The sequence below is a fragment of the Enterobacter quasiroggenkampii genome (genome assembly GCF_043972695.1).
Lineage (GTDB): Bacteria > Pseudomonadota > Gammaproteobacteria > Enterobacterales > Enterobacteriaceae > Enterobacter > Enterobacter quasiroggenkampii.
Window position 1 is genome coordinate 2,609,968 of sequence record NZ_CP143745.1, and the last position, 12,539, is coordinate 2,622,506.

Annotated in this window: 12 protein-coding genes; 3 read left to right on the plus strand and 9 right to left on the minus strand. The window is 55.3% G+C overall.

Annotated features, from left to right (window positions below; all coding sequences use genetic code 11):
• Window positions 1–87: 87 nt before the first annotated feature.
• Window positions 88–804 (minus strand): two-component system response regulator RstA, encoded by a 717-nt coding sequence (gene rstA, locus V1572_RS12515; RefSeq protein WP_021241154.1) that lies wholly within the window; start codon window positions 802–804, stop codon window positions 88–90.
• Window positions 805–932: 128 nt separating this feature from the next.
• On the opposite strand from rstA, the gene V1572_RS12520 reads away from it, so the two are divergent.
• Window positions 933–1,268, plus strand: coding sequence for a GlpM family protein (locus V1572_RS12520; protein WP_045910346.1), 336 nt, complete (start codon window positions 933–935; stop codon window positions 1,266–1,268).
• On the opposite strand, the gene folM is transcribed toward V1572_RS12520, so the two are convergent.
• The 3 genes from folM to ydgH all read right to left on the minus strand — a co-directional run bounded on the left by folM (window position 1,265) and on the right by ydgH (window position 4,538).
• Window positions 1,265–1,987, minus strand: a complete 723-nt coding sequence (gene folM / locus V1572_RS12525; RefSeq protein WP_395299154.1) for a dihydromonapterin reductase — start codon at window positions 1,985–1,987, stop codon at window positions 1,265–1,267. The genes V1572_RS12520 and folM overlap by 4 nt on opposite strands.
• A 39-nt stretch (window positions 1,988–2,026) precedes the next feature.
• Window positions 2,027–3,409 (minus strand): amino acid permease, encoded by a 1,383-nt coding sequence (locus V1572_RS12530; protein WP_045910348.1) that lies wholly within the window; start codon window positions 3,407–3,409, stop codon window positions 2,027–2,029.
• A gap of 184 nt (window positions 3,410–3,593) precedes the next feature.
• Window positions 3,594–4,538: a DUF1471 family protein YdgH gene (ydgH, locus tag V1572_RS12535; protein WP_048030717.1), complete on the minus strand. Its 945-nt coding sequence runs from the start codon at window positions 4,536–4,538 to the stop codon at window positions 3,594–3,596.
• 535 nt (window positions 4,539–5,073) lie between these two features.
• Here ydgH and pntA point away from each other — a divergent pair.
• Both pntA and pntB read left to right on the plus strand, forming a co-directional pair.
• Window positions 5,074–6,603, plus strand: a complete 1,530-nt coding sequence (gene pntA, locus V1572_RS12540) for a Re/Si-specific NAD(P)(+) transhydrogenase subunit alpha (protein ID WP_008500544.1) — start codon at window positions 5,074–5,076, stop codon at window positions 6,601–6,603.
• Between the two features lie 10 nt (window positions 6,604–6,613).
• On the plus strand, window positions 6,614–8,002 hold the full coding sequence (pntB, locus tag V1572_RS12545) for a Re/Si-specific NAD(P)(+) transhydrogenase subunit beta (protein WP_021241158.1): 1,389 nt from the start codon (window positions 6,614–6,616) through the stop codon (window positions 8,000–8,002).
• A gap of 120 nt (window positions 8,003–8,122) precedes the next feature.
• Here the strand turns inward: pntB and uspE are convergent, their stop codons facing one another.
• The 5 genes from uspE to abgT form a co-directional block, all read right to left on the minus strand.
• The gene (gene uspE / locus V1572_RS12550) at window positions 8,123–9,073 is read right to left on the minus strand and encodes a universal stress protein UspE (RefSeq protein WP_032640084.1); all 951 of its coding nucleotides are present in this window, start codon (window positions 9,071–9,073) and stop codon (window positions 8,123–8,125) included.
• A gap of 109 nt (window positions 9,074–9,182) precedes the next feature.
• On the minus strand, window positions 9,183–9,377 hold the full coding sequence (locus V1572_RS12555; protein WP_044596726.1) for a hypothetical protein: 195 nt from the start codon (window positions 9,375–9,377) through the stop codon (window positions 9,183–9,185).
• Between the two features lie 135 nt (window positions 9,378–9,512).
• Entirely contained in the window at window positions 9,513–10,265 is a 753-nt protein-coding gene (gene fnr, locus V1572_RS12560) for a fumarate/nitrate reduction transcriptional regulator Fnr (protein ID WP_006174991.1), read from the minus strand.
• A 183-nt stretch (window positions 10,266–10,448) separates the two neighbouring features.
• Window positions 10,449–10,964 carry a methylated-DNA--[protein]-cysteine S-methyltransferase gene (ogt, locus tag V1572_RS12565; RefSeq protein WP_045910350.1) on the minus strand — a complete coding sequence of 172 codons (516 nt, stop codon included), beginning with the start codon at window positions 10,962–10,964 and terminating at the stop codon, window positions 10,449–10,451.
• 10 nt (window positions 10,965–10,974) lie between these two features.
• The gene (gene abgT / locus V1572_RS12570) at window positions 10,975–12,501 is read right to left on the minus strand and encodes a p-aminobenzoyl-glutamate transporter (RefSeq protein ID WP_045910351.1); all 1,527 of its coding nucleotides are present in this window, start codon (window positions 12,499–12,501) and stop codon (window positions 10,975–10,977) included.
• Between the last annotated feature and the right edge of the window lie 38 nt (window positions 12,502–12,539).

Genomic DNA, 12,539 nt, shown 5'->3' on the forward strand with positions numbered 1-12,539 from the left:
TTGTTGCGCAAACGTAAAAATAAACGCCCGAAGAGAAGGCATCGTCGCGCAATGCCTTCATTTCGCACAGGTTATCTTATCCGGCGATCAGGTTTCCCACGCATGTGGGGCAAACAGATAGCCCTTGTTACGCACGGTTTTAATGCGGTAGGGCTCGGTGGCGTTATCCTGCAGTTTTTTGCGCAGACGCGAAATCGCCACGTCAACGCTGCGGTCCATTCCGTCGTAGCTTACGCCACGCAGGTTTTTCAGCAGCGCGTCACGGTCCATGATCTGCCCGGCATGCGTTGCCAGCTCCCACAGCAGGTCAAAATCTGCGGTGGAAAGGGCGATAAGCTCGCCAGAGAGCAGCACCTGACGGTTAATCGGATCAATAGACAGCGTACCGAAGCGCATCGCTTTGTGCGGCGTCAGAGACGGCGCCGGTGCTTCGCGTTCGATGCTGGCGTGCTGGCGTAAATGGAGGCGCAGGCGAGCGAGCAGGACGGCAGGCGGCGTGGTTTTCAGAATGTAATCATTGGCACCCATCTCCAGCGACAAAATATGGTTCATATCGCTGTCCAGTGAGGTGAGCAGGACGATAGGGCCTTCCCAACGGGCGCGCAGGTCCCGGCAGAGCGTCATGCCGTCTTTGCCTGGCAACATAATATCCAGCAATACCAGATCCGGGTTTTCACGGACGACCACCTCTTCGGCACGATCGCCGCGAGGTTCAACAATGACGTCCATATCATGTTTACCCAGATAGGCGGCGATCAGCTGCCCGACTTCGGGTTCGTCTTCAACATAAACAATCTTATTCATACAGCGTCTGTTTTCGTGAAAAAAGCCAACATACACCGCGAAACCTTAACCTTCCATTAATCTTTCAAAATTAACGCCGGTTCCGTTATTCTGGCTGATATTGTGAGTTGATTATTATAGGGAAAACGATGGGGCTGGTGATCAAAGCCGGGCTGGGCGCGCTGGTGGTGTTGCTGATTGGCATGCTGGCGAAAACGAAAAACTACTATATTGCCGGGCTGATCCCTCTCTTCCCGACCTTTGCACTCATTGCCCACTATATCGTGGCGTCTGAACGCGGTACGGAAGCGTTACGCACGACCATCGTGTTTGGCATGTGGTCAATCATCCCGTATTTTCTCTACCTGCTTTCGCTGTGGTATTTCACCGGTTTTCTGCGTCTCCCACTGGCGCTGAGCGGGGCGGTGGTCTGCTGGGGGCTCAGCGCCTGGCTGTTAATTTTCTTCTGGAGCCGCTTTCACTAACGCAGCGGTCGGCCGCCGTCCACGGCAAAGGTTCTGCCGGTGACGTAGCAACTGGTGAGCAGGTAATCCACGAGGTCGATGACCTCTTTCTCGCCTGGGGCAATTTTCATGAGCGACTTATTCAGCGCCTGCTGGCGATACTCCGCATCATCGTTTTCGTTGAATAAAATCATCGCCGGGGCGATGGCGTTCACCTTCACCTCGGGGGCGAGCTTGCGGGCAAACGAGCGGGTCATGTTATCCAGCGCGGCTTTACTGGCCGCATAGGCGATGTGCTTGTCACTGCCGCGCTCCACCACATAATCAGTGAAGTGAATGATGTCGCCCGCAGCATGCCCGTGGCCGCGGAGCAGATCCTGCAGAGCATGGTTTAGCAGATAAGGGGTATTAACATGGATCTGCAACATGGCGGCAAGCGTTTCGCTGAGCGAGGTACCGGTTTTTTCGGCCTGCCATGTGCTGGCGTTATGTATCACGGCGCGCAGCCCCGCAGTGGTGGATTTTACCTTTTCCGCAAAGGCCAGAATGCCTTCATCGGTTGAAAAATCAGCCTGAATGCAGACCGCCCCGGCTTTGCGTAACCCTTCAATCGACGGGTATTCCGTACGGTAGCTCACAATGACCGGATGGCGAAGGTTGAGAAAGTGATGGGCGAGAGCGAGGCCGATACGGCGGCCTCCACCGGTGATCAGTATGGGGCGAAGCGGTGCATTTCCCATCGTATTCTCCTTTACAGTTCAACAATGGGAAAGGCGATGCTATCCCACTAACATCCAGGTTGCCGGCACGGCAGCAACCAGTAAGAGTCCAATTAATGCCATTTCGCGGCGTTTCAGCGCGTTCTCCAGCTGATGCGTGCGGCGGGCGTAGATAAACACCAGCAGGCCCGGTGCGTACAGCACCACCGACAGCAGCAGATGCATAGGTCCGGAAGCATACAACAACCACAGGCCGTAAATACAGGCTCCGACACCCACGACATAATGCGCGGGGCGAGTGGCAATTTTTAACAAATACGCACCCACTAAGAAATAGGGTACCAGAATCATCTCCGAGGCGATGGTCAGCAGCGTGTTATAGTCTGAACCTGTGAGCCAGATCAGCACCAGGCAGATCTGAACGCTGATGTTGGTCAGCCAGAGTGAGGCAGACGGCGCGCTATTTTTGTTTTGACGCGCAAACAGCCGTGGGAACGCTTTGTGTGTAGAGGCCAGGAAGGGCACTTCAGCCGCCATGATGGTCCAGCTCAGGTAGGCTCCGCAGACGGAGATAATAAGACCCGCCGCAATCACCACGTCGCCCCAGGGGCCGAGCATTTTCACCATCAGGCCTGCCATTGACGGGTTACGCATTTCAGCCAGCTCAGGACGCGCCACCACGCCCAGCGACAGCAGCGTGACCAGCAGATAGACCCCGAGCGCAGCCAGTACGGCCAGCAGCGTGGCGCGGCCTACATCGCGTTTATTTCGGGCCCGGGCAGAAACCACAACCGCGCCTTCAACGCCGATGAATACCCACAGGGTAATCAGCATCGTGTTTTTCACCTGCTCCCAGACGGGGACGCCCAGCGCAACGCCGCTGAAATCGAGCTTAAACACGTCGAGACGGAACGCAATGAAGGCCAGAACGATAAACAGGCCGAGCGGAACCAGCTTCGCGAGCGTCGCCACCAAGTTAATGCTGGCGGCCGTTTGTACGCCACGCAGCACCAGCCAGTGGACGAACCACAGCAGCACCGAGGCACCCACGATAGACTGCCAGGTATTCCCGTCGCCAAAGAGGCGCAATTCAGGCGTATCGGTAAAGAAACTGAGCGCCGAGAAGACAATCACCAGATAGGAGACGTTGGCGATAACCGCACACAGCCAGTATCCCCATGCGGAACAGAAGCCAATCAGCTCGCCGAAGCCTTCACGGGCATAGGTGAAAATGCCGCCGTCCAGGTCCGGGCGAATGCGGGTCAGCAGCAGCATGGCGAAGGCCAGCAGCAATATTCCGACTCCCGTAATGCCCCAGCCAATGATGAGCGCAGACGGGCTGGCGACGGCCGCCATATTTTGCGGCAAACTGAATACGCCCGCACCCAGCATTGAGCTTAAAACGAGTGCAGTCAGAGCACTCAGGCCAAGTTTCTTTTCCATTGGCTTCCTGTTATGAAAGGTCAAAATCCAGAATAATTATTTCGCTCAGGCGCATAAAAATGGTGGATCACACTAAGGCGCGGGATTTTACGGAGTGTAACGAAAGCATGCAATGACGTGTGGCAGAAATTCAAAAAAAGTAACAAAAAAGGCGGCATTGCGCCGCCTTTCTTAAACGATTTTGTTACTTGTACAGATCGGCGCTGATGGTCACGTTGTTACCACGTTCCTGCCACTGGCGGGTAATATGGTAGAACTTCGCTCCTTTCTTCGCCGCACGCTTCGCGACCTGGTAAGAGACTTCCGTCATGTTGCCGTAGTTGCCGGTAAATTTGATGCTGTCGAACGGCACCATCTGCGCGGCAGTGGCGTTGTTCAGCTCTTCAACTTTGGTACCGTCTGGCAGCGTAACCGAATAACGGCCACCTTTCGTGGACTGCGTTTCAAAGAAACGGCCCACTTCAGCGCTTGGCGCAGCCGTCGTTGCGACGCCTGGGATTTCCACTTTCTTCGCTTCTTCGCCGCCTTTCGCTATCGCCGCGCGACCGGCTTCTGAGTTCGCCGGAATCGCATCCGGGCTCTGCAGAACACGTTTCTTCGCATCTTCTTTATAGATGAACGCGGTAATACGCTGGTTGCCGCCCTGGTTAGCATCGACCTGACGCACGATGTAGAACGAGTAGGCCCCTTTCTCTTTCGCGGCTTTGGTGATGGCATCGTTCACTTCAGGCTGGCTGCGGTAGAAGCCCTGAACGGTGACGGTGTCGTACGGTTCCAGCGCAATTGCCTGATCTTTCGGCAGTTCAACAACACCGTTAATCACGCGGTTTTTCGGTGCGTCAGCTTTTGGCGCGTTGTCCTTATACAGCGCAATGGTCACGCGCTGGTTACCGCTGTTGCCGTTATCAGACTGGTCAACAACATAAAACGAGGCTGCCCCGTTTTTATCAGCGGCCTTTGATGCAGCGGCGACGGCGTCGCCAATAGAATTATAACGACCCACAATGACCTTATGGTCAAAAGGTTTTAACGCTGCCGCTTGCTCCGGCGTTAACTCTGTTGCGGCATTCGCAGACAGGGCGGTCGCGGAGAGAAGTGCGGACGCCAGGAGTGTGTTCTTAAGCTTCATAAAAATGATCCTTCGCCTTGCGCAAACCATGTACTGGTATTGTTGTTAATTTGAGACGGTCCCGATTATGGCATTTAAAACCCGTCGCTGTCTGCGCCATTTTTCACTGCCTGTGCTCACTGAATCACCTTATTCGATAACATTTAGTGATATGTTGAAAAAACACGCGTTTGACAAGTAAAACTGATAAAGCTTATGACTTTTACAAGTTAATTTAATGTTAATAAGTTGTTCTCTTATGGCGCTATATCATGTTTTTACCGCTTCGCTTGCGCGAATTATCGGTTCTGGCGATGAATTTAAGGTAAATATCACTGTCAGTGACGCCGATCGCTTATTTTTCACAGATAAAGTCAGAAATAGTGTTTTCTGGCGGTAGATCACGGCCGCTATTTTCAGTAGGTTATAGACAGTTTGTTACTGTTTTATTTTCCGGGGTTAATTGTGTCTCATTGCTTGCGTGATGGCGAAAAATGATACAAACCGCGGGCACTTATCGTTAAACCATCATCAAAAACCGATGGAAGGGAAAACTATGCGTATTGGGGTACCAAAAGAACGGTTAGCCAATGAAACCCGCGTAGCGGCAACACCGAAAACGGTGGAGCAACTGCTTAAGCTGGGTTTTACCGTCGCAGTTGAAAGCGGCGCGGGCAAACTGGCGAGTTTCGATGACGAGGCCTTTATCCAGGCTGGCGCGGAAGTGGTGGACGGTGCCGACGTATGGCAGTCGCCGGTAATTCTGAAGGTCAATGCACCGGAAGAGAGTGAGATAGCGCTGCTGAATCCGGGCACCACGCTGGTGAGCTTTATCTGGCCTGCGCAAAATCCTGAGCTGATGGAAAAGCTGGCCGCGCGCGGCGTCACCGTCATGGCGATGGACTCCGTGCCGCGTATTTCGCGCGCCCAGTCGCTGGACGCCTTAAGTTCGATGGCAAACATTGCGGGCTACCGCGCCATCGTTGAAGCGGCCCACGAATTTGGGCGCTTCTTTACCGGTCAGATCACCGCGGCGGGTAAAGTCCCTCCGGCGAAGGTAATGGTGATTGGCGCGGGCGTGGCGGGACTTGCCGCCATCGGTGCGGCAAACAGCCTGGGCGCTATCGTGCGCGCTTTCGATACCCGTCCTGAAGTGAAGGAACAGGTCCAGAGTATGGGCGCCGAATTCCTTGAGCTGGACTTCAAGGAAGAAGCGGGCAGCGGTGATGGTTACGCGAAGGTGATGTCCGAAGCCTTTATCAAAGCCGAAATGGAACTTTTCGCCGCGCAGGCGAAAGATGTCGACATCATTGTCACCACCGCGCTTATCCCGGGTAAACCGGCGCCGAAGCTGATTACCCGTGAGATGGTTGACTCCATGAAGCCGGGCAGCGTGATTGTCGACCTGGCTGCGCAAAACGGCGGCAACTGTGAATATACCGTAGCGAATCAGGTGACCACGACCGCGAACGGCGTGAAGGTGATCGGCTATACCGATCTGCCGGGTCGCCTGCCGACCCAGTCTTCTCAGCTGTACGGCACTAACCTCGTCAACCTGCTGAAGCTGCTTTGCAAAGAGAAAGACGGCAACATCACCGTCGATTTTGACGACGTGGTGGTGCGCGGTGTGACCGTGGTGCGTGAAGGTGAAATTACCTGGCCTGCGCCACCGATTCAGGTTTCGGCCCAGCCTCAGGCAGCGCCTAAAGCGGCGCCTGAGCCAAAAGAACCTGCCAAACCGGCTTCCCCGTGGCGCAAATACGCGATCATGGCGCTGGTGATTATTCTCTTCGGCTGGCTGGCTGACGTCGCGCCGAAAGAGTTCCTCGGCCACTTTACCGTCTTCGCGCTCTCCTGCGTCGTGGGCTACTACGTGGTGTGGAACGTCTCCCATGCGCTGCATACGCCGCTGATGTCGGTAACCAACGCCATCTCCGGGATCATCGTGGTGGGGGCGTTACTGCAGATTGGCCACGGCGGCTGGATCAGCTTCCTGAGCTTTATCGCGGTGCTGATCGCCAGTATCAATATTTTCGGTGGTTTCACCGTGACTCAGCGCATGCTGAAAATGTTTCGTAAAGGCTAAGGGGTAGCATATGTCTGGAGGATTAGTGACAGCCGCATACATTGTTGCTGCAATCCTGTTTATTTTCAGTCTGGCGGGGCTTTCCAAACACGAAACGTCTCAGCAGGGGAATAACTTTGGTATCGCCGGGATGGCGATTGCGCTGATTGCCACCATCTTCGGGCCGGATACTGGCAACGTAGCGTGGATCCTGGTGGCGATGATCATCGGCGGTGCGATTGGTATTCGCCTGGCGAAACGCGTTGAAATGACCGAGATGCCGGAGCTGGTGGCGATTCTGCACAGCTTTGTGGGTCTGGCCGCGGTGCTGGTGGGCTTCAACAGCTACCTGTACCACACGCCGGGTCTGGAACCGATTCTGGTGAATATTCACCTGACGGAAGTGTTCCTCGGTATCTTCATCGGTGCGGTCACCTTCACCGGCTCCATTGTCGCGTTCGGCAAGCTGCGCGGGAAGATTTCCTCTAAGCCGCTGATGCTGCCAAACCGTCATAAGCTGAACCTGGCTGCGCTGGTGGTGTCGTTTGTGCTGCTGGTGGTCTTCGTGCGTACCGAAAGCGTCGGTCTGCAGGTGCTGGCGTTGCTGGTGATGACCATCATCGCGCTGGCCTTCGGCTGGCATCTGGTGGCGTCCATCGGTGGTGCGGATATGCCAGTGGTGGTCTCCATGCTGAACTCCTACTCCGGTTGGGCGGCGGCGGCGGCGGGCTTTATGCTGAGCAACGACCTGCTGATCGTTACCGGTGCGCTGGTGGGTTCTTCGGGTGCGATCCTGTCTTACATCATGTGTAAGGCGATGAACCGCTCGTTCATCAGCGTCATCGCCGGTGGCTTTGGTTCTGACGGCTCGTCTACCGGTTCCGATGAGGAAGTGGGTGAGCACCGTGAGATCAGCGCGGAAGATACCGCCGAGATGCTGAAGAACTCGCACTCGGTCATTATCACCCCGGGCTACGGCATGGCGGTGGCACAGGCGCAGTATCCGGTGGCGGAAATCACCGAGAAGCTGCGCGCGCGCGGTATCAAGGTGCGCTTTGGTATTCACCCGGTGGCGGGGCGTCTGCCAGGCCACATGAACGTGCTGCTGGCGGAGGCGAAAGTGCCTTACGACATCGTGCTGGAGATGGATGAGATCAACGATGATTTCGCCGACACCGACACCGTGCTGGTCATTGGGGCTAACGACACCGTTAACCCGGCGGCGCAGGACGATCCACGTAGCCCAATCGCCGGGATGCCGGTTCTGGAAGTGTGGAAGGCGCAGAACGTGATCGTGTTTAAACGTTCAATGAATACCGGCTATGCCGGGGTGCAGAACCCGCTGTTCTTCAAAGAGAACACCCACATGTTGTTTGGCGATGCCAAAGCCAGCGTGGATGCGATTCTGAAAGCGCTGTAAGTTGCGTTGAAACGAAAAAACCGCCGAATCCGGCGGTTTTTTTATTGCCGGGTGGCGCTCACGCTTACCCGGCCTACGGTTTTGTAGGCCCGGCAAGCTTGCGCCGCCGGGCGTTAGGGGTCAATCGTCTTCCGGATCGTCGAGCTCAACCGGCGTCTGGTACTCATCCGGCTTGATAACCAGCAGGTCGCAGCGCAGATGGTCGATCACCTGCTCGGCGGTATTGCCGAGGAAGGCGGCAGAAATACCGGTACGGCCAATGGTACCCAGCACCACAATCCCCGCCTGCAGGTGTTCAGCCAGGTCTGGGATCACCTCTTCAGGCAGCCCTTTTTCCACGTGGGTCATTTTCTCATCGATGCTGAATTTCTGGCGCAGCGCTTTCATGGCCAGCAGATGCTGACCGCGAATCGCGTCGTTGTACACGCTCGGGTCAAATTCCGGCAGTTCAATGGCGATGTTAATCGGGGTGACCGGATAGGCGCCAACCAGATGCACTTCGGTATGATTGACCTGATCGGCAAGCTGGATAGTCTCCTTCACCAGCTTCTCGTTCAGCGAATTGTGGTAATCCTCTTCGCTGGCGAGGTTTACCGCCACAACGGCTTTCCCGCCTTCAGGCCACGGCTGGTCTTTCACCATCCAGACCGGGCAAGGGCATTTACGCAGCAAATGCCAGTCTGTCGGGGTGAAGATCACGGATTCCAGCTTGTCGTGCTGGTGCGCCATCTTCAGCAGCAGATCGTGCCCACCGGCAACGACTTCCTGAATGATGGCTTCGAAAGGTCGGTTGTGCCAGACCACTTTAATATCAATGGGCACACCTGCTTCCAGGTAATACTTCGCCTGTTCGCGGATCCAGGCGGTACGCTGGCTGATGACGCCCTGACGCATAGCGGTGCGCTCGTCAGGCGACAGAAGGGTGGTCATCTCATACGAGAAGTCATAGATCGGCAAAAACGCTTTGATTTTGCCACCAATCCGTTGATGTAAATACACAGCACGTCGTAATGCCGGCTGATCGTCCTGATTCGGATCGATTGCTACCAGCATGTTTTGATACTTGGCCATACAGGTCTCCTTACTACTGTCACCACAGTCTGTAATTAAAAGAGTAACCTATATATCCTGAATGAAACAGAGGGGAGGTTTTGCCAGATCAATAATTCATGAAAATTTATCAGAGGAAAAGCACCGTGGTCGTTACCGCAACAAACGCAATAAACAGCAGCACCATCACCGCTATCGCAAAGGTCGTGGAATCCTGAACGTAGGTTTTTTCCTCTCCCTTCATTGGGCCGACAAGCATGATCCAGATGAAGATAAAGGTCACGGAGGCAATCACGACTGAAACGAAAAACAAACTTTCTCTCAATTCATAACCTCAACGAGAACCTTTTTGGTGCTGTGTGGGGACGTGCTACGGTGAAAAGGTCAGATAAAGGACGGGGTGACAGGCCAGACCGCTAAATCAGGAAAATTTATCGGTCTGGCTGTATACGTATGGCGTTTACGCCACGTTGCGGGCGTGCCCGGCAAGAACGGCCAGCGCTTCACCGTTTTCGATAGTGATATATTTACCCTTAACGGCCAGCATCCCGCTTTTCTGGAAACGACCCAGCAGACGGCTGATGGTTTCCACGGTCAGACCCAGGTAGTTACCGATATCGCCACGCGTCATGGTCAGACGGAATTCACGCGGCGAGAAGCCACGCTCGGCGAAGCGGCGGGAGAGGTTGTAGATAAACGCGGCCAGACGCTCTTCTGCGTTCTTTTTAGAAAGCAGCAGAATCATGTCCTGATCGCCTTTGATCTCACCGCTCATCAGACGCATCATCTGCTGACGCAGGTTAGGCATCTTGCCGGACAGATCGTCCAGGGTTTCAAACGGAATTTCGCAAACCATCGAGGTTTCGAGTGCCTGAGCAAAGCTCGGGTGATGGCCCGTACCGATGGCATCAAAGCCTACCAGGTCACCTGCCAGATGGAAGCCGGTGATCTGCTCATCGCCCTGTTCGGTGATGGTGTAGCTCTTGATGGTGCCAGAACGGATAGCATAGAGCGATTTCAGTTCGTCTCCCGCTTTAAACAGCGTCTGCCCTTTCTGAATAGGCTTTTTACGCTCGATGATATTATCAAGCTGATCGAGTTCATGCTCATTCAGGGTAAACGGGATACAGAGCTGGCTGATGCTGCAATCCTGGCAATGGATAGCACAACCGCCAGACTGAATGCGTCGTATAATTCGCTTTTCCGGGATCATAGGTTTGCTCAAGCCTTAATTGATATTGGTCAATTTTAACATCTTTTTGGTAAGTACGTAAGCCTGACAAACCCTCAATAAGGACAAGAGACGACAATGCGTCGCCATCTTCTTGAAATTCCACAGCTTGATTATGGATTTTTAGCCTAACCGGTAGAAAATTAAGCACAAAAAGCCTGGGAACTAGAGCAAAAGATACCCTTCGTGACGCAGTAACCACTCTTTTCGCTGCACGCCACCGGCATAGCCGGTCAGGGTACCGTTGCGGCCAATAACGCGATGGCAGGGCACCACGATGCTGACCGGATTAGAGCCGTTCGCGGCGCCTACGGCGCGTGCGGCCCCTGCGCGACCTAACTGCTCCGCGAGCTGGCCGTAATGCATCACCTGTCCGCAGGGAATGGCCCGCAGCGCCTGCCACACTTCGCGCTGAAAAGGGGTGCCTGCCGTGGCGGTGGGCAGCGTGTCGATGATGCTGAGATCGCCTTCGAAGTACGCCGCTAGCTTGTCGCTCAGTCCACCCGGATTGGTGGCGCGGATACGTTCATACCCCTGTGAGCGGTAGTGAATCGCAAGCAGTTCTTCCATGCGGTCGCTGTGCTCTTCCCACTCAACGGCGCGCAGACAAAACTGCTCGTCCGCGAGCACCCACAGCGGGCCAAGCGGCGTCGCAATCTTGTCTTCGAGTAATCTCAGCATCCTCATTCCTTTAGTTCAGCCTCGGGTAAATCCCCGGTCCAATCGGCAGGCCGACAAGATACCATGCCACCAGCATCACCAGCCATACCCCTAAAAAGATAAGCGGGTAGGGTAAAACCAGCGAATAGTAGGTACCCAGTTTGGCCTCGGGTTTATAGCGCTGGAGGAAGCCTAAAAACAGCGGAACAAACGGCGAAACCGGCGCCAGCGGAATGACCGAAGAGTCCGCGATGCGGAACAGGATCTGCGCGAAAGCCGGGTGGAACCCCAGCATCATAAACATCGGCACGAAGATCGGTGCCAGAATCGACCAGATGGCGGAACCGCTGGCGATAAACATGCACAGCAGGGAGGAGAGCAGCGCCAGGCCGACAAACGCCGGTACGCCGCTTAACCCGGCCGCCTCCAGCGCGTCGGTCAGGCCCACGGCCATAAACTTGCCCATGTTGCTCCAGTTAAACATCGCCACAAACTGGGCCAGCGGGAACACCATCACGATAAAGCCCGCCATCTCTTTCATCGGCTCGATCATCAGCTGCGGCAGATCGCCCTGGCGACGGATTTTACCGGTGGCGATACCGTAGGCGAGCGAGACGACAAAGAAAAAGAGGATAATCAGCGGCACGATGCCCTGGATAAACGGCGAAGGCAGGACGGTATGTTTAACCGGATCGCGCAATATGCCGTTTTCCGGTACCACCATCAGCGCCACCGCGGCAATAAACGCCAGCGAGACAATCCCCGCCACGCGCAGGCCGAAGCGCTGCTCTTTGCTCAGGGTTTCCAGCTTTTCATCACTGCGGCCTTCCCATTTACCCAGTCGCGGCTCGACGATCTTATCGGTAATCAGTCCGCCGACAATCGTCAGGACAATCACCGAGCTTGCCATAAAGTACCAGTTGTCGATCACGCTGACGTGCATGGCCGCATCAATGGTTTTCGCCGCCTCCGTACTGATGCCCGAGAGCAACACGTCGGTGGTGACGATCAGCAGGTTAGCGGTAAAACCGCAGCCCACGCCCGCAATCGCGGACAGCAGCCCCGCCACGGGATGGCGCCCGACGGCGAGGAAGATCAGCGCCCCCATCGGCGGCATGATCACCAGCGCGGCGTCGGAGGAGATATGGCTGAAGAAGGCGATAAACAGCACCATGTAGCTCGCGTACCGCGCGCTGACGTGAGAAGCCATCTTCACCATCAATGCGGGCAACAGGCCGACGCGTTCAGCCAGACCGGCGCCCAGCACCAGCGCCAGAATGGCGCCGAGCGGGGCGAATCCACTGAAGTTTTTAATCACGTTGGGTAAAAACCAGTGCAGCCCTTCAATGCTCAGCAGGTTTTTCACTGCCACCAGGCTGCCGTCGGCCGGGCTGCGCACGCTGACGTCAAAGGCGGAGAGCACGGCGGTGGCGACCATCAAAATCACAATCAAATAGATAAAAAGCAGGAAAGGGTGCGGCACTTTATTGCCGATCCTTTCAACCCAGCCATAGAGCTTACCGGATGGGGAATGCGAAGGTATGGATGACATACTCATGGGCGTTCCTCGGGACTGTTGTGTTGTTGTGTTGTGTT